At 57.3% G+C, this 25,995-nt stretch carries 17 protein-coding genes and 3 pseudogenes; 14 read left to right on the forward strand and 6 right to left on the reverse strand.

Annotated features, from left to right (window positions below; all coding sequences use genetic code 11):
• Positions 1 to 75: 75 nt before the first annotated feature.
• Positions 76 to 351 carry a recombinase family protein gene (locus BLV07_RS49385; protein WP_502690287.1) on the reverse strand — a complete coding sequence of 92 codons (276 nt, stop codon included), beginning with the start codon at positions 349 to 351 and terminating at the stop codon, positions 76 to 78.
• Between the two features lie 907 nt (positions 352 to 1,258).
• On the opposite strand from BLV07_RS49385, the pseudogene BLV07_RS40330 reads away from it, so the two are divergent.
• Both BLV07_RS40330 and BLV07_RS50505 read left to right on the forward strand, forming a co-directional pair.
• Positions 1,259 to 3,541 (forward strand): annotated as a pseudogene (locus BLV07_RS40330) (S9 family peptidase).
• A gap of 347 nt (positions 3,542 to 3,888) precedes the next feature.
• The gene (locus tag BLV07_RS50505) at positions 3,889 to 4,326 is read left to right on the forward strand and encodes an imm11 family protein (RefSeq protein ID WP_091897656.1); all 438 of its coding nucleotides are present in this window, start codon (positions 3,889 to 3,891) and stop codon (positions 4,324 to 4,326) included.
• A gap of 66 nt (positions 4,327 to 4,392) precedes the next feature.
• Here BLV07_RS50505 and BLV07_RS48110 read toward each other — a convergent pair whose 3' ends face one another.
• Positions 4,393 to 4,539 (reverse strand): hypothetical protein, encoded by a 147-nt coding sequence (locus BLV07_RS48110; protein WP_176946083.1) that lies wholly within the window; start codon positions 4,537 to 4,539, stop codon positions 4,393 to 4,395.
• Positions 4,540 to 5,574: 1,035 nt separating this feature from the next.
• Between BLV07_RS48110 and BLV07_RS40345 the strand changes: the two genes are divergently transcribed.
• On the forward strand, positions 5,575 to 7,206 hold the full coding sequence (locus tag BLV07_RS40345) for an ATP-dependent Clp protease adaptor ClpS (protein ID WP_244551385.1): 1,632 nt from the start codon (positions 5,575 to 5,577) through the stop codon (positions 7,204 to 7,206).
• Positions 7,207 to 7,560: 354 nt separating this feature from the next.
• Here BLV07_RS40345 and BLV07_RS49390 read toward each other — a convergent pair.
• A pseudogene (locus BLV07_RS49390) lies at positions 7,561 to 8,124 on the reverse strand (RNA polymerase factor sigma-54); the annotation flags it as partial.
• Between the two features lie 355 nt (positions 8,125 to 8,479).
• On the opposite strand from BLV07_RS49390, the gene BLV07_RS40355 reads away from it, so the two are divergent.
• The 3 genes from BLV07_RS40355 to BLV07_RS47015 all read left to right on the forward strand — a co-directional run bounded on the left by BLV07_RS40355 (position 8,480) and on the right by BLV07_RS47015 (position 10,298).
• Entirely contained in the window at positions 8,480 to 8,926 is a 447-nt protein-coding gene (locus BLV07_RS40355; protein WP_091897662.1) for a hypothetical protein, read from the forward strand.
• Between the two features lie 425 nt (positions 8,927 to 9,351).
• Entirely contained in the window at positions 9,352 to 10,080 is a 729-nt protein-coding gene (locus BLV07_RS40360; protein WP_091897664.1) for a hypothetical protein, read from the forward strand.
• Positions 10,081 to 10,100: 20 nt separating this feature from the next.
• Complete coding sequence (locus BLV07_RS47015) at positions 10,101 to 10,298, forward strand: hypothetical protein (protein ID WP_143035666.1); 198 nt, start codon at positions 10,101 to 10,103, stop codon at positions 10,296 to 10,298.
• A 513-nt stretch (positions 10,299 to 10,811) separates the two neighbouring features.
• On the opposite strand, the gene BLV07_RS47020 is transcribed toward BLV07_RS47015, so the two are convergent.
• Entirely contained in the window at positions 10,812 to 11,468 is a 657-nt protein-coding gene (locus BLV07_RS47020; RefSeq protein WP_143035667.1) for a hypothetical protein, read from the reverse strand.
• Positions 11,469 to 11,920: 452 nt separating this feature from the next.
• Here BLV07_RS47020 and BLV07_RS40375 point away from each other — a divergent pair, with 452 nt between their 5' ends.
• The 3 genes and pseudogenes from BLV07_RS40375 to istB all read left to right on the forward strand — a co-directional run bounded on the left by BLV07_RS40375 (position 11,921) and on the right by istB (position 15,427).
• Entirely contained in the window at positions 11,921 to 12,715 is a 795-nt protein-coding gene (locus tag BLV07_RS40375; RefSeq protein ID WP_244551386.1) for an alpha/beta fold hydrolase, read from the forward strand.
• A 545-nt stretch (positions 12,716 to 13,260) separates the two neighbouring features.
• Positions 13,261 to 14,571: an IS21 family transposase gene (istA, locus tag BLV07_RS40385; RefSeq protein ID WP_091897677.1), complete on the forward strand. Its 1,311-nt coding sequence runs from the start codon at positions 13,261 to 13,263 to the stop codon at positions 14,569 to 14,571.
• Positions 14,572 to 14,621: 50 nt separating this feature from the next.
• A pseudogene (istB, locus tag BLV07_RS40390) lies at positions 14,622 to 15,427 on the forward strand (IS21-like element helper ATPase IstB).
• A 588-nt stretch (positions 15,428 to 16,015) separates the two neighbouring features.
• On the opposite strand, the gene BLV07_RS40395 reads toward istB, so the two are convergent.
• Entirely contained in the window at positions 16,016 to 16,330 is a 315-nt protein-coding gene (locus BLV07_RS40395; protein ID WP_091897681.1) for a hypothetical protein, read from the reverse strand.
• Between the two features lie 21 nt (positions 16,331 to 16,351).
• Between BLV07_RS40395 and BLV07_RS40400 the strand changes: the two genes are divergently transcribed.
• The 3 genes from BLV07_RS40400 (at position 16,352) to BLV07_RS40410 (ending at position 21,657) form a co-directional block, all read left to right on the forward strand.
• Positions 16,352 to 17,797: a methyl-accepting chemotaxis protein gene (locus BLV07_RS40400; RefSeq protein WP_244551389.1), complete on the forward strand. Its 1,446-nt coding sequence runs from the start codon at positions 16,352 to 16,354 to the stop codon at positions 17,795 to 17,797.
• A 472-nt stretch (positions 17,798 to 18,269) separates the two neighbouring features.
• Positions 18,270 to 18,635 carry a hypothetical protein gene (locus BLV07_RS40405; RefSeq protein WP_244551387.1) on the forward strand — a complete coding sequence of 122 codons (366 nt, stop codon included), beginning with the start codon at positions 18,270 to 18,272 and terminating at the stop codon, positions 18,633 to 18,635.
• Positions 18,636 to 19,194: 559 nt separating this feature from the next.
• Positions 19,195 to 21,657 (forward strand): putative bifunctional diguanylate cyclase/phosphodiesterase, encoded by a 2,463-nt coding sequence (locus tag BLV07_RS40410; protein WP_091897686.1) that lies wholly within the window; start codon positions 19,195 to 19,197, stop codon positions 21,655 to 21,657.
• 477 nt (positions 21,658 to 22,134) lie between these two features.
• Here BLV07_RS40410 and BLV07_RS40420 read toward each other — a convergent pair whose 3' ends face one another.
• On the reverse strand, positions 22,135 to 22,893 hold the full coding sequence (locus tag BLV07_RS40420) for a hypothetical protein (RefSeq protein ID WP_143035668.1): 759 nt from the start codon (positions 22,891 to 22,893) through the stop codon (positions 22,135 to 22,137).
• 2,067 nt (positions 22,894 to 24,960) lie between these two features.
• Here BLV07_RS40420 and BLV07_RS49930 point away from each other — a divergent pair.
• Entirely contained in the window at positions 24,961 to 25,272 is a 312-nt protein-coding gene (locus BLV07_RS49930) for a TauD/TfdA dioxygenase family protein (RefSeq protein WP_283806584.1), read from the forward strand.
• A complete protein-coding gene (locus BLV07_RS49935; protein WP_283806585.1) occupies positions 25,269 to 25,838 on the forward strand; it encodes a TauD/TfdA dioxygenase family protein in 570 nt (189 codons plus the stop codon). The genes BLV07_RS49930 and BLV07_RS49935 overlap by 4 nt, the downstream gene beginning before the upstream one ends.
• Positions 25,839 to 25,995: the final 157 nt, after the last annotated feature.

The raw sequence follows: 25,995 nt of genomic DNA on the forward strand, positions 1-25,995 counted from the left end.
ATTATGTGCCGCTATTGCCGATCAGGCCCATACTCGTCGAGCAAACCGAGCGATCGATGTTGTCCTGGGCAGCGATCAACTGGACGCCGGCAGACCTGGTTCGTTGTGAAAGCCGCCCAGGTCTTTGAGGTCGCGTGAGATGCGGTCGAGAGACTTCGAATCGATCACATCGAACTTCCGGCTCCTGGCATTCGGCATCAGGCGCTGAAAGCCCATGCGGTTGATGGTCGAGGGGCCGGAAATGCCGTGATCGGAGTAGCTCAACGACGATGTGACCCTCACGCTTGCAGAATGCGCGGCACAGCGCGACCTGATCCTCGATCGACTTGGCGGTCTGCTTTTCCTTGTCACTAAACATTGTGTGGATCGCCGCTCTCATCATCATCGCCTGCACTGGGTTTGACGGTTCTGCTGTTCTGCGCGGCTATCGCTGCGGCGCGGGCAAGGGCGCGCACGAGTTTGCGCATTGCCTTGCTGGGCGCGCGTTTGTCCGCTGTGCCAACGGGCACTGAATGTGGGTCGGCCATGAATCGGCATCCCCGCGCCCGCGGCCGCGAGGGCCACATGGCGAATCCTGAAACGGCCTCCAAAGGCGGGGCCCAGCGCCGGAGTGCAGGACGATATGTTCCTGGGTCGGTCCATAGCACTCTGGTGGAAATCGCTGCTCACTAAGCGTAGCCCGCGACAAGAGTAGCGCTCCATGACAGGATTGAAGCAATTCAGCCAAGATTGCATCAAACACGTTGGATGTCCTTCGAACAAATGTCCACGCGACCGCAGCGGACATCCGCGCCGGCTCGGAGGATATGGCAACCTTACATGCCGCTTGAAACCGCGTGCTGTGGCGCAACTAGGCAAGGTCGCGTGTGCTTGTATGCCCTCGCACTCGCGTCCGAAGCAGGTTGATATTTCTCGAGAGTCACGGCTTCAAAAGATGACCGCTGCCTAACGTTGTTCGCTCGACCTGCCGCTACTGCCGAACTCGATTCTGTGTTTGATTTTGCACATTCGTGTTCGCGTTACTCTTCTTGTGCTCTAACCGCCAAGGGGACCAGATAACAACGCAATAACGTCTGCAGCTTCGATGGCATCATTTCTGCAGGGAGGACTTGGAATGGAGCTCAAGGGGGATTGAACCGAAAGGGCACTGGGTCTTTCGGCCCACGACTTAGCCGCACCCTATCAGCGAGCCTTATTGCTCCTTTCGTATACGGGGCACCTTAACGATCGCCCCGTTAGCTCAGAGGAGGAGGAAGCTGTGAACCGCCGGAAAGACACACTGGGACATGAGATCCTGCAGGTAGCGGATTACGAACGAGCGCTCTCGATAAACGGCTACTATGCTCAGCTCACGGTCAATGTCGCGGACGTGCCGTTCTGGATGTCAGATGGTGAGGCCTTTGCTTATTGCCGAACGGTAAGGGGCCGGCGCCAATTCATCCTCGTGAACGTTGTCAAGGGCGCAAAACAGCTGGCCTTTGATCATGATAAGCTGGCTGCCGCCCTGACCCGAGCAACGCAGAGGCATTACGACGCTGACAATCTGCCATTCCGTCGCTTTGACCTGGCTAACGATGGTCGCGAGATCAGCTTCTAGATCGATAGCACCAGGTGGAGCTGCGATCTTGTGAGCTACACTTGTCTAACCCAGAACGCTTCCTCCAAAGTCCATGAGGAGAACCCCTATGGCAGCCCTCCGGTAGAAAATGATCCGAATGAAAAAAGCGCATCTCCTGATGGTAAATGGCTGGCCTATATCAATAGGCACAATCTATTCCTGTGCAGCAAGGATAGCTCGCAGGACATGCCCTTGACCTGGGACGGATCCGAGAGCAACTACTACGGGTTGTCGACGCTGAGTTGGTCTCCGAACTCGCGCTATCTTGCGGGATACCGGTTCCGCCCCGGATACGAGCGTAAGATTCATTTCGTCGAATCGTCGCCGACCGACCAGCTTCATCCGAGGCGCCGGACGATGACGTATCCTAAACCTGGCGACCTGTTGACAGTGTCACATCCGGTGCTCTTTGAGATCGGCAGCCGACGCGAGATCCAACTCGACAACAATCTATTCCGAAATCCTTACGAACTTTCGCCGATCGAGTGGTGGGAGGACAGTCGAGGTTTCACTTTTAAGTATAATCAACGAGGTCATCAGCTCTATCGCCTTCTAGAAGTGGTAGCAGCCACCGGAGAAGTCCGCTCGCTGATCGATGAGTGCAGCAAGACCTTCATCGACTATCAGCCGCTGAACATGGACCAGGAGTGCACTGGCAAAATCTTTCAGTATAACGTCGCGGACGGGAAGGAGATTATCTGGGCGTCCGAGCGCGACGGACACGAGCATCTCTACGTATTCGATGGCCGAAACGGCGAGCTTAAAAATCAGATCACCAGAGGCAAGTGGGTGGTCCGCACGGTCTATTTTGTCGATCCGGTGAGGCGCCAGATCTGGTTTGGCGCGAGCGGAATGAACGCAAGCGAAGATCCTTACTTCATCCATGGCTACCGAATCGACTTTGACGGGACGGGCCTGACTGCGCTCACGCCGGAAGCGGCAAATCATCACATCGAGTTCTCGCCAGATGGCCGCTACTTTGTAGACCTGTGTTCACGAATCGACCTTCCGCCGAGCTTGGTCTTATACCGAACCAGTGACAATTCGAAGCTCATGCAGGTCGAAAGCGCCGACATTTCGGAGCTCGTGGCTGCTGGCTGGACGCCGCCGCTCAGCTTTCATGCGAAGGGGAGAGATGGCGAGACTGATATTTGGGGTGTCATTCACCTTCCCATTAATTTCGATCAAGCCAAGCGATATCCGGTCGTGGAGAGAATATATGCTGGCCCTCACGGTTCATTCGTTCCGAAGTCATTCTCAGCCTCGGCCGAGCCGCTCGCGCAACTTGGATTCGTCGTTGTACAGATCGATGGAATGGGGACGAACAACCGCTCGCGAGCGTTCCACGACGTCGCCTGGAAAAATCTGAAGGACGGTGGCCTTCCCGATCGAATCCTGTGGCACAAGGCGGCGAGCGCAAACTATCCGTGGTACGATATTTCAAACCTTGGCATTTTTGGTGCGTCCGCCGGTGGTCAGAATGCGGTGAGCGCACTTCTCTTCCATTCTGAGTTCTACAAGGTTGGGGTCGCTAATTGTGGTTGCTATGACAACCGAATGGACAAGATCTGGTGGAATGAGCAGTGGATGGGCTGGCCGGTCGGCATCGAATATTCACAATCCTCCGCCGTCGACAACGCGCACCGATTACAAGGTAAGCTGTTGCTGATTGTCGGCGAACTGGATGAAAACGTCGATCCGTCATCCACCTTCCAGCTTGCCGACCGTCTTATCGACGCAGGAAAATTCTTCGACATGCTTGTGGTGCCGAACGCAAACCACGGAGTGCCAGGCAATTACTGCAAACTAAAGCTCGTGGACTTCTTCGTTCGCAACATTCTTTGGCAGACACCGCCTAACTGGAACGCGGCTTCGATCGAGCCGCTGAGCCGGTGCTGGATGCGAGGACCAAAAACTAATTAGCTCGATCGAATCTCACAAGTGATATCCGCGTTCAACGCCGGGACGATTTTGGCCGGGTCAGCGTTCGTGTGAAGCGCGGATGACGGTGGGTCATGGGCACCTTCGGTTCGCGGGCAGATCGGAAGACGCCGCGTAGAAGCTCAAAGCAGAGAGCGGAATGGTTTACCTCTTGGATGTAACGGAACATGAGTGGGGGATGTACCAAGTCCTTCGCACCAACTCATAGATAAGCATATTGAGGGCGTTGCACTTCAACAGGATCCCATGGCTGCGAACCGAACAGCTGATGACGCTTTCGCGTTTCCCGACATCTGCAGGCTAACCAGCTGCTTTTTCTTTGTTTCGGATTGCGGCGTGCGGCGCTGGAGGACTTGACACCGCGGAGCGTCGCGTTCTTTCCACTTAAGGTGATGGCGCCCGAAAGTATGCATCCCGCAAAGGTCTATTTCTTCATTGACGTGCTGCGGCGCGCGCACTGCATTGACTGGGATCAATCCGAGACGACGCGGCGCGTCGTAACCGCGCCTGGCGACCGCGAGAGCCGAGGAAGGGCGTTGTTTGGAATCCGTCAGCGAAGTTCAAAGCAGTCGATCCTGACACGCTTAATATGGCAAGAGGCGGACGTTGATCGTCCGACACGTCACTTCTTCCACATCAAGAAGGACGCCTTAATGCGAGACGAGGGGGGTGTTGAACAGCAGGTCGAGACCCGGAAGCAAGAACGGCATCATCGCGACGAGCCGCTTACTGCAGAGCCGGTCAGAGGCGTCCGACAGCACAATTAGTGCAACGTGAATGAAAGCTCCGTAGCTCCGGCCCCATCGCCGCGGCACCGCCGAACCCGACAGTGCTCAGATCGCGTGCTGACGATGCCGTTCCGTAACGGCGCAAAACTCGTCTGAAATCCGTTCCTTCTCGAGCTGCCCGCTCCCCCGATAACGCTCCGCCAGCGCTGATGTGATCTCGCGCTTTGCGCGCGTGCTGATCTTTCCTGCCATAGCCGCCACCGAACTGATTCGGCAGCTCCGCCCCAGACACGACAGGCAAGTCGTCCGGCAACATCTTTAGTGCGCAATGGCGCCTTAAATCCGGATGTCGCTTGACGATTCTCGTCCCACCGGCGCAAGCAGTCTCGCATTGCAGCGCAAACGCCTCGAGGGTGGCCGTGCCTCTTCAGCGCACTCCCGAATGCCGGCGATGTTCGGCACAAAGAACCAAAATGCCGCAGCTGTCGGTGCATTATGCGGCGCCGCGTCGCCGATACCGCTAGCTCTTCTTGATTGCCGAGGCCCCATGCCGCCCATTATCCACCACATCAGCAGTGATGAGGCGCAGCCCAAGTCAGCGGACATCGTGGTGATCGTTGGTGCGGTTGTTCGCGGCAGTGCGGCCGTATCCTGGCGCGGCGGGGCCTATCGCTAGCGCTTGTCCAAAAGGGGGGATGTCGGTTGCGAAAAGTCCGGCCAGAGTGTGGCTAGTGCCGTCGGCAGAACCGCGATGCGCGTGAATTTCCGCTCGCTAATCTGGCAACTCGCGAGCTTCAAGAAGCGAAGGTCATGCTCCTGGGCAGGTGCCGATTCTCCTGCAAAGAACAGTTTGAGAGTCGTTTTCGCGACCGGCATGCAATTTGCTGAAGATCCGGAAACGAGAGAGGCTTAATGACAAACAGTGACAGCATTCGCCAATTACACCAACACGGGCGCGTAAGGACTGTAGGAGAGAGCACAATTGTGAGGATACTGACAAAGCCCAAACATGCCGTCGCCCGGGTCCACGACGCGATTGTGCGTTTGGTCCGCTGGGGCCTGCGTGTCCTTACTCGGCTATCTCAGTCGATTGCGCCATTCGGCCCAATCGACGCCGGCCTTGATGGGGCTCACCGTGAGCCGCCGATGAGTTCTCCCCACTCCATGCGGCTAAATGGCGCCTGGACGGCAAAGCGCAAGTTCATCGAAACAACCGTACGAGGAACGGAGCGCATCAAGCGAAGTAAGGCCAACGACAAACCGTTTCACTCATACTAGGAGCTTTGGATGGATCATCAAGTTTACACTGTGCCCGAGTCTGTACAGCTGGTTTTTCAAGATGGCGGTAAGACGCCGCGCGGTTTCGTGGTGGATCTATTCCGGGAGGTGTTCGGCAGACATCAGCGCGATGCCTACGCCCTTTCCATGTTGATCGAACGGCAGGACAAGGCCGCGTGCGGCCCCTTCCCACCGTCAGTTGCAAAGGCGCTCTTCGATGCGGCGCAGGAACGAATCCGAGCTGAAGGACATACGTTGCAAATCACCTCCGAGCCTGCTGGCGAAACCGAGGCGCCAGATCCGTCCGAAATCCACTTCGAATTGGCCCGTGACGCGGTTGCCTGGCATTTCGCCGATATCCCGCCGAACAGCCTCGTGACTATGGTGCGGCGATTTCCCGGCCACATGCGCGCGGACATCCAGATCGCAATCGACAAGCTGTTCGCTTCGCCGGTCCGCTTCTTTGGCCTGCATCAGCGATGGGTTTTGGAGAAGCTGTCATTCGCGGAGCTCCGGCGCGCCGGAGACGATGCCGTCTTGCTGGCGTCGCCACAATACCACGAGATCGACATCGGCGAGGCGACCCCAGTCAAATGCCTGCACAATGGGCTGTGGCTATCCGAGGCGAACGAGTTTCGTTACGCTGTCGTGCTGTACTATTATCGCGAGCCAGTGCAACAATGCGGGACCGACCCAGAGGAGATGATGCACATTGAGGTCGCGGTGCCCGCCGGCGGGGCCGGCGAGTCTTTCGCGCAGCACTGCTTCGTTGAACTGGAGAGAGCGGTACAATCCGCCGGATCGTACCGTGGCAAGATCCTGTCCCTCGAGAGCGATCCGAATTACAGCGGCCGTTCGCGCGGCGTTACGGTGCATCGTTGGCCGCGGGTAGACCGCGCGGACGTGATCCTGCCCGAAAAGGTGCTCAAACTGCTCGATGGAAATGTATTGAGCTTTGTCGGAATGCGCGATGCGCTGCGCCGGCTCGGCCAATCGACACGCAAGGGCATCTTGCTTTATGGCCCGCCCGGCACCGGCAAGACCCACACGATCCGATACCTCGCAACTAACCTGGCTGATCAGACCACTCTAATAATGACAGCCGCGGAGGTCGGTGCGCTCGGTGAATATATGAATCTCGCGCGGCTGTTGCAGCCGGTATTGGTGGTGATCGAGGACGTCGATCTGATCGCGCGCGACCGCAATGAGATGCGAGACGCGCGCGAAGAATTGCTGCTCAACAGGCTGCTCAATGAGATGGATGGGCTGAAGGAGGACGCCGATATCCTGTTCTTACTTACCACCAACCGATTGGAAGAGCTCGAGGGCGCGATCGCGGCGCGGCCTGGCCGGATCGACCAGGTCATCGAGGTGCCTTTACCTGATGCTAATGGCCGCGACAAGCTGGTGCGGCTCTATGGCAAACGCCTGCCACTCACCGAGGCCGTTGTCGCTGAAGCCGTGCGACAGAGCGAGGGCGTCAGCGCCGCCTTCATCAAGGAGTTCATGCGGCGTATCGCGCAATCGTCCATCGCGCGCGATGGCGGCAAAACGGTCATCTGCAATGATATCGATCAGGCGCTGGACGCTATGCTGCCGATGAGGGGGCACGGATCGCAGACCGGGCAAGCTGGGCCGTGAGCCGCGACAAGGGGCAGGAGCGGTCACAAAGTGTGCGCGCCGCCGTCCGAAATCGGTCAGTTCGCCGACGTTCAGATCGGCGGCGAGCTGACCGGCGAGTTGGGATCCCGCGGCCACGCTCGTGCGTCAGCGCAAGCAGACGGACCATGCGCCGGCATGCTTTCCAGTGTACCCATACGGGTCTCGCTCCGCCGCGCGGAAATCAGGATGAAAGCTGACATCGCTGCTGCCTCGATGGTCGCGGGAACGTTTCGATGGTGCGCCTCTGATCTCGCCAGCCGTTCGAAACTGAATCGAGGCGCGTGAGCAGCTCAGAGCATCTAGCCTTCACAAATCCTTGGCTGGTTTCATTTACCGCAGACGATCACCGAAGTAGGTCATCTCGACATGGTTGCCGATCGTCTTCGACAGTTCCTTGCAGTGATTTCATCCACCAGCACGCGCGGCAACGCGTCGCTGTTGAGCTCGAAATGCCAACCGCCTTCTGGTCTTGGCCCCACATATACATCCGGTGCGATATTGCGTCCGCGATGTGCCGAACTTCAAAGCCGGCTCCGGATCGAGTCTGCGGATCTGCTGATCATGTCCGTGATGTTGTCATCGCCGACACCGCACAGTTGCGCGCAGAAACTAAATGTTACATTTGGCAAGCAGCTCGAGAGTCCACCAGCGCCTGCATCAGGGGGGCGTGCCGGTTGAGTTCACGAAGCTGAATCACCAGACACTCACTGAGATTCCGCGCGAAGACGTTAGGGAGATCGAACTTCTGCAGCTCTTTGAGCACCGCCGAACATCCGCCTGCGAAGCGCCGAGGCGCTCGGCAGCCTCTCCGAGATCCGGCGCTAGATAGCCGGCATCGTCGACCAGGTTGACCAGATACTGCCCGATAATGCGTCGCGCCGAGGCGCTGAGCGCCAGCCAAGCGCGGCATCGTCGTGTCGGCGAGTACGTGTTTCGGAGCAGGTGATCTGGTCGCGCAAGGAGCTGAAGTCGCTTAAGGACCTTCAGGGCCAGAAGATCAGGGGTGATCTCGCCCGATAAAGCCGAGTTCATCAAGCGAATGAGGCATCGGTCAGCATTCCTGTCCAGTGCAGCACGTTTAGGGCGAGTTGATTTGATGTGGGCCATCCTGCTACCTTGAGTTTGCGAGTTGGAATGGCAGTCGCTTGGGAGGCAGCGTCGATAGCGGCGGGACGCAGTTGTCGGCGGGAGGATGCCATGTCGTACATCAAGGATATCGTAGTGTCCCTGCAGTCTAATCCTAAACGTATACATGGCGTTCCTATTGCGACGGCGCAGCCCGCATATTTCGCGCATTGGACAACTTCGCGAGGCGCTTCGTGCCTTCATCAACTCCTGCGAAGGTAGCCGCGTTCTGACGGTCGAGCCGCATTACGAGCTCTGGCAAATGGGATTCCAGAGCCTCGCAGAAATTCGGAAGGCTGTTGTTGAATGCAGCGAACTTTTTACGTTCGACAAAAACGTTCCGATCGACATCAAGACAATCGTAGCTCGATTCAGAGCAGAAGTTGAGGACCTCTACAAATTCAGAGATAGTTTCACCAGATTCTCTAAACGAAGACGATTCACGTCTGATGCCGCGATCGCGAAGTGGTGCGACTTCGAGCGGGCGAAGCACGCCCTGTCAGTGTTGCAGACGGACTTTCGAAGCAAGAAGGACGAACTTAAGGCCTTTCTCGCTAAGCTCGACTCTTACTGAGCTGCGGCACAAGGTGGTCCATACCTGGCGCGACCGCCGCGTGCGAAATGAGAAATCTCTTTTTGTTTCTGATTCTACTCTTAGGCATATGACGAAAGGGTTTCTGGGGTTCGTTAGAACCCAGAAAGTCAGGCCGAAAATGGTGCCAACTGGGAAGTCGCCAAAGCATTGGCTTAGCTTGCAATTCCGCGTTTTTATCCCCCGAGCGGAGGTGCTGACACAGCATAAAGGAGTGTTTCGAGGGAGGTGTCTAGGGGCGCGTCACGGGGGGCCGATCAGCGGTGCCCCACCCAATGTCCTCGTCCGTGATTCATTTGGCGGGAGTCGCTGTTGCGCCATCGCCGACGAGCCGTCGCGTTGCCAAAGATTATAGGCGCAAGCGGGTGTAGCTTCTTGATAAGTTTACTCTAGGTGGAGAAAGGGCTGTGGCGCGGCGCTTTAGACTCGACATCACCAAAAGCTCCCAGCTGACGATTGGAGGGGCGCTGGCAATCATTGCAGGCATAATCCTGCTAGTGAGCGGGCTGCTCGTTGGAATCGCTCAAAGCTGGGAATTCTTGTTATGGACGATGGCCAAGATTGGATTGATCACTCCGGGAGGACCGCACCGCGGTCTGGCCTTCGGTGTCGCCGTTACTCTTCTAATATTCACATTCGCGTTCCTCAACAATCAGCCGGAAGGCAAGGTTTTTGAATGGCACGCTTTCTCACGTACGGTTCTGTTCTTCGGGCTGACGGTTGTTGGAATTGTTAGCTTATTCGCATGGTATGTCGCGCCATTCTTGACGTACGGCATCGCGGTCGTTGAAGAGGGGGTCGTCCGTTTTCGCGCAGAAATACCCTATGCGATTGCCATATCCTTAGTATCGTTCTTACTTGCTTTCGCGGCATTCAAGCTTCGGCGAGCACGCAGGAAGCTTTATGGACACGCGGAGGTTCTGTTTGGAGCGTTCGCTATCTTGTTTGCTGTCTATGACGTTGGAAATGAAACGACAAAGCTAGGCGTTCAATTTTTCGGAGGCCTTTACATAATTGTTCGTGGGCTATCGAACATCGAGGATGGTCTTGCAGGAAAACATCTCAGTCTCGCTGGATACCTTCGTAGTTTTCGGGATGATGTTGTATTTCCTCTGATCTATGAAGAAACTCCGTAAGGCCTGAGACGGATGGGGCTATGGCTTACACAGCACCCTTGGTTCAGAAACCACTTCATTATACCGCCATGCTGGCGCTGGGGATGTGGCGGCAGACCGATTTACACAATCCGACGCAGCCCTTGCGGCTGAAGCTTCTTGGGGCCGACATCGTAGCTGTTATGGCCAGAAAAGGCCATTTAGCAGATCGCGAAGCTTTATGTCCGGTCTCTCCTTGACAGCTGTTCCCAATGCATATGTCGCGAGAACCCCTAACCAGCAAAAGAGCGACAATGCCGCGGCCATCGCGAGATTCCCACTAGATCTGAGAGCAAGTAAAAACACGATGATGAGAGTAAAAAACTGAGACGCTCCAAACCAAAACCGACTGTCGACTTTCCTGCCCAACTTCATCATTGAATTATATCAAACGCAGCGGCTAGGTGGCTGCAGGTCTCGTTCGGCAAGGGCCGGGCGAGGAGTCTATAGAGCGCGAGGAGGCGATGCGCCATTTCACTCACCTCTGCTGTCGTGATCTCTTCTCCCGAGCCCTCTTTGTATATGCGTTGCAACTCTTCGCGTCGCTCCGGTGGGTAGCATATGCAGTCAAATATACTGGTGCCGCGAGTTCCTCATAGCCTTGAAATTGTGCCTTCATCGGAGCATGTGGACGAGGCGACGGGGTGAATAGCCAAGCCAAAAGAAAACTCATGTGCGATGAGACCAGGCGTGGCTCACTCACAGCGGGCAGCTCACTTCAGCAACCTGAAAGTCATTTCGAATCCCTCGAACGCAAGCTCCCACTGTTTTGTCGGCGCAAGTTTCGAGAATTCCGACTGGCGCTCGGGTCGATACCATCCGATAACCGTTTCATGCACATTCTCAGGCATGACGTCCTTTATTACCGCAAGCGCAACCGGATCCGAATACATATCGGATAGTCGGAGAATGGCATTGTTATTGTAGTAACCCGCCATCCATTGCAACGTCGCTTTGTCCTGCGGAAAGCCAACGGCATTTGTTTCTAGTAATATGCTGAGGATATCGTGCGCGTGCTTCTGTATTCCGATAGCTTCCGTTCGGGTACGGAAAGGAAGACTGCTCGCCATAGAGAGAAAGCGATCCCAATGAGATATCCAAGGACCGGCCAGAGTCTTTCGCGCTCCTTGTCGTTGAGCCTGCTGCTGAAGTTGTAGACGTCGAGTGTAAGCTGCTGAATTCTGCTCCTCATGGGGACGAGCCAGTTTAAATCTGACCTCGGCGCTGATCGTTCCTTGGGCATTGTCGCCTCGCCAAAAAAGAGCCCCGCGCGAGCGGGGCTTAAAGATCTGCTTCGTGCCGATGAATCCATCGAGACCAGCTCTATGTTGACGTTTCCCGTCCACAGCCAGGGCAATCAGAAAGCTCACCCGGGACCGCATCTTCTGAGCTCCAGCACGTCTCGCAGTAGGCACATTGATACAAATTCCGAAAGCTTACAGCTCTGCTTGGATGTTGCTCGTCAGCAAATACGCCCACGCGCTGCATCGGGGGGACTTGAGCAGCGGACTCGTGCTCAATATTCATTCCATCCTCCTCAAAATCGACATCCGACTAAGGGTGCCGAAGCTCCGGGACGATCGGAACGGTGTATCACGACTTGTATGTCGCAAATATACACTATCAGGACTGATATTCAATGAGGATGCGCCGCCGCACTGTTAGCGAAGTGGTCGGAGCCGCACGAACCCACTCAAGCATCGGCTTAGTTCGGCGTGAGAATGTGATCCGTCGAAGGCCTGCGGGACCGGCCTTTCATGTTTCCAAATTTTTGCGGTTAGATTGCCGCGTTGGTATTTTGCCTTTTCGCATGGAGGATTTCATGACTTTCTCAGACGTCACACGCCGGAATTTGATCGGCGGTCTCGCGGCCGGACTAACCGCCGTCTCGGTATCTTCATCAAGCTCAGCGGCGCACGCGCTCAATCGGTACAAAAGACTTTTGTTCTTATTGGAGTCGCCTTCTTCGGAGCATGGTGTTGGCACCGCGTCACTGAAAGGCTCGAAAAGCAGGGCCAAAGTCTATGCGTTTACTCTGACGGGATTGGCAGAACGCTCGCATCTCCTCAGCAAAGACATAAATCTCGACACGCACATCACAGACATTGCAAATCTTATCGAATGGGAGGACCTAACGAACGTTTGCCTCGTTGCTCTTTCGTATGCCGGGTGTCCCGCTTCGGGCGCGCTTGAACGCATCGGAAACCGCGTGTCATCTATCGTCTGGGTTGACGCCATAAAGCCGGCCGACGGTCAGTCATTTCGGGACTTGGTCCCCTTCCAGGTAGAGGAGGGTGCGATCAGCCGTCCGGCTCCCAAAGCCCTCCCTCCGAATGCCTATAGCGATCCCAAAGACGTTGCTTGGGTTCTGTCGAAAGTAACTCCACAACCAATTGGCACATTCCTCCAACCAGTGAAGCTCTCCGGCGCACGCGAAAAGGTCGCCAAGAAGACCTACATCCGCTTACCCAAATTCCAATTAGCCGCCTTGGACAAAGCGGCCGCGGAGTGCAAGTCCGATAATTCTTGGACTGTTCTCGAAAACACGACGTCTGGCCACACAGTTATGATCGCCGAGCCGGATTGCCTGGCCGACGTGCTGGTGAAAGCAGCGTGAGATCGATCTGATCAAAGAGCGACTTCTAGTTACATGGCTGAACTCGTAGCCGAGCGAGCCCGGCTCGCTCGGCTTGGGAGCACCTTAACCGCTGCCGACGTCGGTCCAGCGCTGGGTCGCGCGTTGCCGAGGCCAATGCGTTCCGATCGGGGCGGGACTTCTCGGCCTGGATCGCTCGTGCCGAAGCAGAACTCCAGTGGGGACAAGGACAATCTTCGGTTAAGTGTCGCGACACTCTCCATGCCCGCATCTTCGCCTTTGTCCGAACGGATCATTGCGCTCTGAAACTGCGGCACCGCGGCATGTACATAGAGGGACAGATCTCCATAGAGCGACAAAATGGCCGCATTAGCCTCTTCATCGAAATAGCGAAGTTCGCTGACGTAATCCTCGAACCGATTGTTGCGGTCGGCTATCCGCCTTACAAACTCCATCGAGTGCCATGCTTCATATTTTCTGCGCGAATCCTGTCGCGCGCCATGGAAAACTGCCCCCTCGGCGTCACGAGGAATTGCCCCCTCCTTGGATAGCCGAGGAGAGAGGGAATGAACGAGGAACGAATCACGGAAGGCTCGTCGTGGATTGATCCACGGGGGCAGGTGATGAAGACGCCGGATGACGTGGCGGAGATGTTGCGCCTAAGGGCGTGCGGGTGGGGTCTGAAGCGGATTGCCCGGCAGCTGGGCTGCAGCCATCACACGGTGAAGGACTACGTGGCGGCCGGCGGGCTGAAGCCGTTCAAATCGCCTGATCGCCCGAAGCGGCTCGATGGCCTCGAGGATTGGCTGCGCGAGAGGTTCATTCGGCATCGCGGCAATGCGGATGTGGTGCGCCAGGACCTGTTGGCCGAGCAAGGCGTGGCAGTCAGCCGGCGGACGCTGCAACGCGCCGTGCAGCCCTATCGCCAGGCGCTGAAGGCCGAGGCGCTGGCGACGACGCGGTTCGAGACGCCGCCCGGCCGACAGCTGCAGATCGACTTCGGGGAGCGTCTGGTCGAGATCGGCGGGGTGAAGATCAAAGCATTCGTGTTCGTGGCGACGCTTGGGCATTCGCGGCGGCTGCATGTCCGTGCGTTCCGGGCCGAGAAGCAAGAGCACTGGTTCGCCGGGCTCGAGAGCGCATTTACGACCTTCGGCGGCGTGCCGGAGGAAGTGCTGATGGACAATCCACGCGCGCTCGTGGTGCGCCATGACGCGGTGAGCCGGTCGGTTCAGTTTAACGACAAGCTCATCGCGTTCGCGAAGCATTGGGGCTTCCGTCCTCGCGCCTGCGCACCATATCTGGCGCGCACGAAGGGCAAGACGGAGAATGGCGTCGGCTACGTGAAGAAGAACGCGATCGCGGGGCATTCCTTCGCGAGCTGGGTTACATTCGAGGCGCATCTCGCCGAGTGGGAGCGTGAGGTGGCGAACGTGCGTATCCACGGCACGACCGGCGAGGCCCCGATCGCTCGCTTTGCGCGTGACGAGGCACACCGGTTGAAGCCGCTCGGCGGGCAGCCGTCGTTCGGATCGTTGCGCAAACTGGCCCGCGTCGTCGGCAACGATTGCGCCGTCGAGATCGACACGAACAGCTACTCGGTGCCGTGGCGGCTGATCGGCGAGCGCGTGGCGGTGACGGTTGCGGCCGGCGAGGTGCGCATCCGCCATGGCATGCGCGAAGTTGCGGTCCACAAGCAATCGGAGGGTCGCCGGCTGCGGATCGTCGATTCCGCCCACCTCGACGGGGTTGCCGGTCGCGATGGCGCGGTCTGCCGACCGGCAAACGCGACACCGACGGTGCCGGGGTCGTCTCCAATGCCCTCGTTGTTGCGTCCTCTTGCCGAATACGAAGCCGCGATCGGAGGGAGCTTCTGATGGCGCGCACAAAGAAGGCTACCGAAGCACCAATCGATCGGCTCGAGGCCATGCTGGCGCGATTGCAGCTCTCCGGCATCCGCGACCAGCTCGACAACCTGCTCGACGAGGCGGCGCGCGCGAACCTGTCGGCGCGAGAGACGCTGATCCTGCTGTGCGAGCGCGAGATCGCGCGCAAGGATCATCGCCGCATCGAGATGGCGCTGAAACTCGCACACTTCCCGGCCGTGAAGGAGCTTGCGGGCTTCGACTTCGAGGCGCAGCCGTCGATCGATCCGAAGCAGATCCGCGACCTGGCCGCGTCACGATGGATCGCCAACGGCGAGAACGTGCTGCTGCTCGGCCCGCCGGGCGTTGGCAAGACGACTTGTCGATCGCGCTCGGGCGAGAGGCGATCCTGGCCGGTTACACGGTGCAGTTCACCACGGCGACGACTCTGGTCGCTGGCCTAGCCAAGGCGCACGGCGAGCGGCGCCTGGACGAGAAACTGCTCGCGCTGGCGAAGCCAAAGCTGCTGATCATCGATGAACTCGGCTACCTGCCGCTGGAGCCCGACGCGGCGCATCTGTTCTTCCAGTTGGTCAGCCGCCGCTACGAAACCGGCGCCATGCTGATCACGTCGAACCGCAGCGTTGCCGAATGCGGCACCGTGTTCGCCGATCCCGTGGTCGCCACTGCGATCCTCGACCGGCTCTTGCACCACAGCCACGTGCTGACCATCCGCGGCGACAGCTACCGGCTCCGCGCCAAGCGAAAGAGCGGCCTCATCAAGGCGCCCGCCGCTGACGGCCCTCCGGTCGGCTCCGCCTCCCTCCGTCCCGTCAGCGGCGGAGCCGACCTTCAACCGACATCATGAACCCGAGGGTGGGGGCAGTTCTTCATGACGCAAAGGGGGCAGTTCCGGATGGCGTTTGACAAATCCTGCGGGCCTGAGCCGAAAATGCAGAATTTCTGCGTCGCTCGGGCACCTGCTTCGCAGCGCAGAGCTGGAAGACGATGATACGCTAGTACGTTTGCAGGTGGTGCTACGAGAGCCCGGCGCTAGTGCTCGATGGTGTTGTCGACGCAATCTCCTCGTCGCTCTGCCCCATGTAAGATTCAGATGACAGTAGAGTTCAGCCTTATGTAACCAATCGAAACTAGGGGTTTCGCGAACGATCAGCAATTTCGCCAGTCCGCTGTTGAGCGCTGATCAAAATCCGTGTGACGTTTGTTCGCGCACGCACTGATTGGAAATCTAATGCTCGCCCCTAGAACCGCAAAACAGCTCGTATCAGCAGCTCTTCGTCGGCTTCGGCCAACCCTGCGTACCCAGATTGCGTTGCTGGGAATAATGGGCGTGCTTGTCACAGGCGCGACTTCCATTGCCTGACTGAACTATCTTGCGAAGGGGCAGAACGAGGTAACCGAGAGCGTCAATCTTCGCGCTCACTTGGCGTCCCTTTCAGAAGCCTTTCTCGAAACGCAACAGCTTGCGCTGGAGTTTCTGCGCAAGCACGATGAAGCTCTGATCGCGCAACACGTCCAAGGCATCAAGAACGAGCTCGCGGACTTCGAGCAGATCGAGAAGCAAGCCGCTCTCTTGCCGGACGGCGATCTCCTGAAAGACGTGACGTTTCTTCGCGCCGGAATCAACCTTTACGCAACTCGTTTCAACAACGTTGTTTCCGCCCAGCGTGTGCTCGGGCTTACAGAGAATGATGGACTCCAAGGTAAACTCCGCGAGGCCGTGCATCAAGCGGAAGGTCGGCTTGCGCATTTCAACGAGCCACGCTTGACGGTGTTGATGATGCGACGGCACGAAAAGGATTTTATGTTGCGCCACGAGGAGAAATACGGCGATGAGCTGGAAAAGCGGGTTGCCGAATTCGAGGCTGCGCTTGCTGTCTCAGAGTTTTCTCTGGACGCCAAGGCCGAATTGAAGAAGCTTATTGATTCTTATCGAGCGAGCTTTGTGGCCTTCCTTGTATCGCAACAGGCGCTGGATGACCAGGTTGACGATCTCGTTCAGATCTACGGCCGGAATCGTCCTCTCTTGTTGAAGGCGATCGCAGCCGCGGACGCCCGCGCTGCATCTGCCGAAGAGCATGCGTCACGCCTCAGAGCGATATTGGGCTGGGGAATTGGTTTGGCCACTCTCGCAATCGGCCTCGTGGCCGTGCTTATTGGTCAGCGGCTGACCAAGCTGATTACTCGCATGAGCGCAGCAATGCGCCAACTGGCGGCTGGGCAATTCGACGTCACGCTGCCTGGCCTTGGCCGTTCAGACGAGATCGGCGATATGGCGCAGGCCATGGAAACATTTAAGGTCGGGTCAAGGGAGAAGGCGCTAGCCGAGCTTGCAGCGAATCAGGAGCAGGATCGCTTGGCCGGGATACGACGCAAGGCGGAGCTTGGAGGGCTTGCCCTCACGTTTGAACACGCCGTAAGCGGCGTCATCGATACGATGTCGTCCGCTTCAACCGAGCTGGAGGCTTCCGCTAGCAGGCTGACGGATGCCGCTCACGTTACCCGGGAGATCTCTGACAACGTCGCGTCGGACTCTGAGGAAGCCTCAGCCAATGTTCAGCTAGTTGCTGCTGCAACGGAAGAGATGATGGCGTCCGCAGCCGAGATCGGCCGGCAGGTCGAGCAATCTGCAGAGATCGCAAAGGGAGCCGTGCGCCAAGCCGAAGAAACGGACCGGCGCATGAAGGACCTGTCGGCTGCGGCAGTAAAAGTCGGTCGTGTTGTTGAGTTGGTCGCGGCGATCGCCAGGCAAACCAACCTCTTGGCGCTTAACGCAACAATCGAAGCCGCGCGTGCGGGCAATGCCGGCCGCGGCTTTGCCGTTGTGGCGCACGAGGTGAAGTCGTTAGCAACCCAGACGGCGAACGCTACCTCCGAAATTGGCGAACGGATTGCAGATATTCAAACAGCGACACAGGAATCGGTCAGCGTCATCACGACCATCGGCAATAGTATTAGCAAGATCTCACAAATCGCGTCGGCAATTGCCGTTGCGATCGATCAGCAGGGCGCCGCAACCAAAGATATTGCCGTGAATATCCAGCGTGCGGCCGCAATGTCGACAGCAGTCGCGGGCAACATCCGCAAGGTTGCCCAGAAAGCGTCCATAACCGGCGCATCATCCTCGCAGGTGCTGACATCTGCCAATGTTCTGACCCAAACCAGCCATCGCCTCAAAGCCGAAGCCGATGACTTTCTCGCCGGGATCAGGTCGTGATCGCGCTTGAGCAGAACTCGCGCGTTCCAGCGTTTCGAGCGGGAAGCATTTCCGGCCCGTGCGGGGATTTGAACCAGACGCGCGATCTAACCCTCACGCATGAGCTTGGATCACATTGTCACTCGCGATGTAGAGCTCGCCCTTGCAGAGCACGGAGATCTCGAGGAAGCGGATCATCGTCTCCGTGACGACCTTTTCGATCTTTCGTTGCCGGATGCCCCATTCATCAATGTTTAGCAGAGCGAGATCGCGACCCCTGGGTGAACCTGGCCTAGTCTCGCTGCGGTTCCAATGCGACGCCGGATCGCATCGCGCCGCTCATCAACGGCACCTCATGGGAAGCTGATCACCAAACGATGGGGACAACGTTGCGGATAACGCTGCTGTCGACGGTCGTGGACTTGCCGCGGCTCTTGACCATCGTCTGTGATCGCGTCAACGAGAAAATGGAATGCGGACTGGGATGATGAATATGATTGATCAAGCGGCCGCTTCGGATTTGCCGCCCGTCTTACACAGGTCGCCAAAACGCGTTTCGTGGGTTTTTGCACTGGTGACCGTCTTCGTCGGGCTGTGCGCTGCGGCGGCCTATTTTTGGACCAATATCGAAAAGCTCGCCGACACGTCGGCTGTCCGTGAGGTCGCTCGCTTTTCACCAGAGGATAGGGCCGTCCTTTCGGAGATTCAGTCGGGGCAACAGAAGGCAAACGATGAGATCGCGGAGCTCAATCGGAACATCGGTGCGCAGCAGGCCGATCTAAAACGGAATTCGGATGAAGTCGCAGCACTGACCTCCAAAATTGACTCTCCTGCATTCTTCCTGCGTCTCTCCCTTTGACTCCTCTTCCGGCGCCAGCCCACACCGTTCCGAAGCCGGCCAAGAGGGTCGTCGCGCCGCTTAAACCAGAAGGGCCGGTTTCAATCGGGGGCGCGCCACTGAGCACGGACCAGCGTTGATCGCATCCAAAGGCGAGGTCAATACCAGCGGCTGAGAGCGCCTCAACTCGAGAGCACCTGTTCCTCCGTTCCGCAGATCATGATTGGTACGAAACGGACAAACATCAGCCGTTGCAGACACACACGGATGAAACTCCGCCCTGCCGAGGATTTCCTGCATACGCAGCCGCATCGATTGCGCTGTCCACCGATCTTCCTTAGCAAATCAGAAGGCTTCGCAAGACGAGTGAGGACAATGTTGCTCTTACCAAGAGACGCGCGAAAGTCTCGCGTGCATCCAACTTTTATCGCCCGTCAGTCATACGCGCGCTAACCATTAACTGATTTAAAGCTGTCGGAATCGACTGGTCGCTGCAGCCCGCGTCAGTCCTTTACAGCGAATTAATCCGGGCAGGATTTGATGCCGCCCGGGCAGGAAGCGTGGATATCGGGGACGTCTGATGGGTGCCAAGAAACAAGCCGTGGAACTGAATGCGCGGATGTTCGGGGACGTGCCGGTTCTGCGGCGCAAGTGGCAGGCTGCACTCAAGCCCGGCGAAAATCTTCCCCGCTATGAAGATGTGCTGCTGGGCAGCCTGGGGCAACTCGCCGATCACATGGTGCTGCTGAAGTGTGATAGCGACGCGTTCGTCGTTTCGCGCACCGGTCGCCATGCGCAGAAGTGGCTTGGCGATGAGCGCTGGGACATTCCGATGGATGCGCTGCGCGCGGATTGCGCGACCGTCCTCAGCGAGGCAGCCTCGAATGCGATTGCAAACAACCGACCCTATCTTGCGGCGGCTCATTGCATAAGCAACGGCATGGTGCGGACCTATGACGTGCTGGCGCTGCCGACCTTCTCACGATGGGGCGGCTTGCTGGTTGGCGCCTACGTCAACGAGCGCGGCACGGAATACAATCTGCTCGATGCGATCGTTTCCACGACCGATGACGGTGTCATCTCGCTCTCGCCCGTTCGCGATGCGACGGGCCGACCCGTTGATTTTCAGGTTGTGCACCATAATCAAGCAGCGGCGAGACTCCTCAACGTGGCAGAACCAAGCCTGCTGTGGCAGCGTCTGGGCAATGGAGCCCATCTGCTCTGTTCGCAAGCGGTCGTGGGGCGATTGCGGGCTGCAGTCACGACTGACCAGGGTGACCAGTTCGAGATCGAAAATGATGATCGCAGCCTGCGCTTGGGAATTACGGTCTTCGGCGATGTCCTTTCCCTGATTATTTCCGATGTCACGTCCTTGAAGCGGCGGGACGCCTCGTTCCGGCTGCTGTTCGACAGCAATCCGGTGCCGATGTGGGTGTTCGATCCCGAGACCATGGCCTTTCTGAACGTCAACGATGCAGCGGTGGAGCACTATGGTTATGCCCGCGAGACTTTCCTGAAGATGAAAGTCCACGAGATCCTGGCAAAGGACGAATCAGGCGGCGACCTCCAGGCGCTGCAGGATATCGGCGAGACCCACCAACCCCAACGGTACCATCTGAAAGCGGATGGCAGCCAAATTTGCGTGCTTACTTTCGCGCGACGCCTCACGATCGAGGAACGTGATGGCTATCTGGTCGCGGTCGTCGACATCACCGAGCGGCGCGAGGCCGAGGCTCGCATCGCCCATATGGCGCACCATGATGGATTGACCGACCTGGCCAACCGCGCGCTCTACCAGGAGCGCTTGGGGAAGGCACTCGAATACGGCTATGCAGCCGGCCAACGCGTTGCGGTTCTGTGTATCGATCTCGATCGATTCAAGAACGTCAACGACTCCTTCGGCCATCCCACAGGCGACCGCCTGCTCAAGCAAGTGGCTGACCGGCTCCGCTCGCGGGTAGCCGGCAACAACTTGGCCGCGCGGCTCGGCGGCGACGAATTCGCAATTATCATGGCCGCCGCCTCGCCGAACGAAGTGTCCGACTTCGCTGCCGAAGTGATCCGCAACTTGAGCGCGCCTTACGAGATCGACGACAAGGAGGTGGTGATCGGAGCTTCTATCGGCATTGCACTGTCGCCGGGCGACGGCGCCACCAGTGAAGAGCTGATGCGGAATGCCGATATGGCGCTCTATCGCGCCAAACAGGACGGGCGCGGCGTTCACCGGTTCTTCGAGCGGGAAATGGATCACCAGGCACAGAAGCGCAGGGAGATGGAGCTCGATTTGCGTCGCGCTTTTGCCAATGGCGAGTTCGAGCTGCACTATCAACCGCTCATCGATATAGCGTGCGATAAGATCTCGGGTTTCGAGGCGCTGCTGCGTTGGCGCCATCCGGAGAAGGGTATGATCTCGCCGGCCGAGTTCATCCCAGTGGCCGAAGACCTCGGGCTGATCACCTTGATCGGCGAATGGGTGCTGCGCGAAGGCTGCAACGAAGCAGCGAAATGGCCGCGGGAGATCAAGCTCGCAGTCAACCTGTCACCGGTTCAATTCCGCAGCCGTAATCTGGTGCAGGTGGTCATTTCGGCGCTCGCTAGTTCTGGCTTGTCGCCCAATCGGCTCGAGCTCGAAATCACCGAATCGGTTTTTCTGGAGGAGAGCGACGCCAACCTCGCGATCCTCCATCAGCTGCGCCAGCTCGGAATCTCCATCTCCATGGACGACTTCGGCACGGGCTATTCAAGCTTGAGCTATTTGCGCAGCTTCCCGTTCGACAAGATCAAGATCGACCGTTCTTTCATCAAGGATCTCACGAAACGTTCCGACTGCATCGCCATCGTGCGCGCAATCTCGGGGCTCGGGCGGAGCCTCAACATAACCACGGTAGCGGAAGGGGTGGAAACGGTCGACCAGCTCGATCGGCTTCGCGACGAGGGTTGCGATGAGGTGCAAGGATTCCTGTTCAGCGGCGCCAAGCAGGCCGCTGAGGTGGAGCAGCTGTTGCGTCGCTTTGAGGCGAGAGCATCGAGGGCGGTGGCTTGAATGCGTGTTCGTTACGCGTGAAAATTCCCCGACGGCACGCCGCCGAGTCCAATCCTGACTCGTCGCGATGGGTTCACTGTTTCCCTCGACTTGATCTTTTCGCTCCGGCAAGAGCCGTCAACTGAAGCGGACTCAATCGCGCATGGCTCTAACCGAGGGCTCAATGGTAAGGCGGTAGGCGATCAGCTTGCTACCGTCGAAAACCTCGAGTGGGCTATGGCAGACGGGGCAGCGGTATTCACCCTTTTCTCCAGGCTCTGACCATAGTTCAAGACGGCGGAAGCCAGCGCCGCACTCGGAACACGTTACGTCGCTCTTTTTCATGCTCAATCCTCACGCTGCACGCCGTCACAATCCTTTAGGGGAGGCTACGCCAAATCACACCGAGCCCACAAACCAGACCAAACGTCAAAGCTGCGTGTCAAGCGTACCGTGTCGCTCTCGCCCTGCCGTTCGGGATGTTAGGAGCAGTGAGGACTATTGACTTGTCGCTTCCTCAACGTATGGCTCGACTTTTTTTGAGTTACCGCACCAATGATCCAGATAAAGAAAGCGATCGGTAAACTCCGATATTTGCTTAAATGAAATCACGTGAAAAGTAGCGATATTACTAACCGCGTCTCCCGGAAAGACGTTCGTTCCTCCTCCTGTTGTTTTGCTATGAACGCTGTCCTCGCTCCGATTGCTGGCGAAGACGTGCCACGTCCCCGACGTCATCTTAAATCGCTCCATATCGGTGAACACATTGTCGACTTTGACTCCCATGCTGATTTCCAGGGCATCAAGTGAACCGAGATGAATCTCTTCCTCTCTAGTATAGTCTTGAACCAAGTCCTCGACATTTTTTGTCGTTTTGTCATCGAAGTGTACGAGAGATGACCGTTGTCTCGTGTGAATCGTTAACGTACACGCGGCGCGGTCAAAGGTGAGTTTTTGCTGAAACGTTACAACTCCATGCAGCGGATCTCCCGGCGTTGAATATCGGTTCTCTAGCTTGTGCGAGAAGAATTCATTCGTACCAACTCTCTCAATGTACGCGGCGGACTGAGCTAGTTTGTAGTACCGCAAATGATCAAACCAAGAAGCAGCGGCTTGCACCGTCGGGCGCGCCAGCGCGGCTGCGCTCGCGAGCGCAACAAACACCGCGAAAATTGTTATCAGACGAGTACCCAGAACCTTGCGGACGCGCTGCTCCACCAGCTCCCGCGCGTCTTTCATTTCACGCTCGAACCACATCTGTGAATCCTTGGACGCGAGCAGAAAGGTCAAGCTAAGTACAGTATCTGCAAACCCACGGTTCGCAAAGGGATCGCGTTGGTTGTTTCTGGCCTCTACTCTTAGGCATATTCATCAATGTCTTCGAGCACCGTTAGGAGCGGCCTGACTGTCGGACGGCTGCGCCGGACGGAAGGATTTCTGGGGTTCGTCAGAACCCAGAAAGTCAGGCCGGGAATGGTCCTGATCCGGGAGTCACGAAGTCATTGGCATCGCGTGCAATTCCGCGCTTCATCCCCGCGAACGTGATCTAGTTAATAATATGAACAGTATAGCACGTCGTGTAGGGGCGCGCCGTTTCGGGAGGCATCTCAGCTGATGCGTTCAGAGCCTCCGCTCATTTTGAGGGCGTGTGGAATGTGCGTCGCAGTATCAAGGTTTCAGGCTCCTAGGCAATCGTCCAGCTCCTCCCGGGAGGCGGGTGCATAAGCGAAAGAGAACGATCGTCGCCGTCCCGCCGTTCGCTCATTCCACAATTCGGTGCCTTACCTGGCTGCCAATCGATGTATGTCTGCCAGTCGCCGGGCAACGCTGCGGCAAATCCGCTTTTGGATATGGTCCATGGACAGCCTCGAGTTCGTTGCAGCCGCAGAACCTATCTATGATAGCCTCCTTCGCGTCGTGTGGTGTCCGCCTCCTTTGAACCTCATCGTGAATAAGTAGCTCAATCGTCTCGTGCACAATCACCTGATTGAAGGTTACGCGTAACCGCGCGATTTTCGGGTCTTTGATTGATATGAACCGCCCCTGATGTCCCGGAAGACCGTTGGGATGATACGAACCGCCCGGGCCATACTTTGTGATGTATACTTTGAGAAACTGTGGTGGACGTCGCTGCATTCTTGCAAAGAAGGCACCGAATAGTTCCTTGGCTTCTGAATCCATTCCTGGTGTAGCTTGTGGATTGCGCTACCGGGTTCGTGTCGGTTACAATTGCCTCCCTCAGTTCTTCGTCACTGAAGAACCGATGTCCCGCGTTGACGCGGTCAGCCAACATGGGCGGGACCCTGGGGTTGTAGCGGCTTAGCTTATCGAATTGCTGCATCTGCCAACGCAGGTATACGATCTCATCTTCGACATCACGGCTGATTGTATAAGTCGTTGGTCTGGTATGCACTGATCTCCTCCAATAGACGCCCTTGGGCTTCGGCTCTACTCTGAAAGTGGGGGCGTTCATTTCCCCGCGCGCTTCTTAGCGGGCTTTTTATTCGCAATTCGAAGCTTCATATTGATCTGCTGTTCGGCAGGTGTGAACTCCAGTACCTCTGTGATCTTATACTGCGGCTCACCGCCGGGACACCTGCATTCGTGCCGAGTGCAAATTTCGAGAAAATCGAGGGATTGAGTCCGTTGTTAAGCTGTATCGGAAGTTGCAGCCTTCTTGTTTTGCGCGGCGCTAGCCCAAGGATGACAGCAAATCAATAGATCAGCTGATCAAACAAGCCTCGCATTGAACAACTCGAAGTCGCAAACAAATGATTGTGAACCCGTTGAAATAGTCGGAGTGACGATATACATCTAAAAGTAGAGAAAGCTTTCGATGCGGTGGGTGCTATCCGCTTCGCGAGCGCATGCCACAAACCAGTCCAATCTTCATCGTGCGGACGAGGTCGTGCGGGTTGAATGAGGTGCGGCGCAGTCGTGGTTCGAGGATTTTCCAGGCATGAGTTCTGAGAGAGGAGAACGTTGCGCGAGCTCGAAAAGAAAGCTGGTTTCGTTTCATGGACTGGACATGTGTTGCGTCTATGATCTGCACTGTTGATCAGGCTGCAAATCGATCTTCTGGCCTCATATGCGAGTGTCCATCGATGAGAACGGCACTAGCCGTGTCGACACGCAGAGGGAGTCGGATTCTAAGATGCTGGTGGTGTGTATCAAAATTGGTCGCCATTGAGCGGCGTGGTGACCGACCCTCAGACAATTCGGGTGTGTATCATCAAGATTGTTTTGCCGCGTTTGTCGCCAGACACGACCACCACGGAGCTTGTTTAGACATCCACAGAGAAAGGCGCCGTCATGAGTGAAACAATGGCTGTTGATAACGTCATTCCGCGAGCAGACATCGTCAAGCATGCGGACCGGCTTGGTGCCGAAATCAAGAACATTACGCTGTCGGATGATTTGCCTGACGATGTCATCGTAGCGTTCAACCGGCTGCTGCTAGAGCATAAGGTCATCTTCTTCCGTGATCAGGGACATCTCGATGATGCCCAGCAACAGCGTTTTGTGCTCCGGCTCGGCTCGCTGATACCGAATCCCACAATGGCGGACACAATGGGCGGTTTAACGATCCGGCAGGAGCTGCCTGATCGCGCCTGCAGTCATCTCAACCCGCGATGAACGATGAGCGCGTCCGCACAGCCATTTCGGTGCTGCGGCGCGCAGCGATCCCGCCTTTTGGCGGCGACATTGCTTGGTCGAGCAGGGCGGCCGCTTATCTTGATCTTCCCGATTCCCTGCGGATGCTCGCAGATAACCTCTGGGCTGTAAGCTTCGTCGCATCCGATCTCACTGCGACAGAGGGGGCCACCGAAGCCAACAAGAGGCCTTGGTGCGGCTTATCCACCGGAACGATCTACGAAACGACACATCCGATTGTTCGTGTTCATCCCGAGACCGGCGAACGCATGCTCTCGCTCGGTCGTTCCGTCCAGAACTTTGTCGGCCTGCAGCGCTATCCCAGCCAAAGACTGTTCGAACTGCTGCAATCCTATGTCACCGCCCCGCAGAACACGCTGTGCTGGAACTGGGAATCAGGCGACGTGGCAATCTGGGACAATCGCGCGACTGAGCCGTACCCCGTCAACAAAATCGGCAGTCCTCATTGGGCCACGGACCAGCTTGCGATTGACGCCGGCGTACCGTACATCAAGAGGCTGAAATCACGGGCCGCTGAGGCTGCCTAGCAGTGTCCGCACGTCCAGTTTTCGTAAGACATTGGCGGTCCAAGACTAAGTTGCGCCCTGCAATGTCGAGCGGAGCCGGGCCTTCGAGCTTATCCCGCCAGGACCGGCTAACCAGCGCGGGCAATCTGCTTCTTTTTCTTGTCCATAAGACTTGCTG

Source organism: Bradyrhizobium sp. Rc2d (assembly GCF_900099855.1).
GTDB lineage: Bacteria > Pseudomonadota > Alphaproteobacteria > Rhizobiales > Xanthobacteraceae > Bradyrhizobium.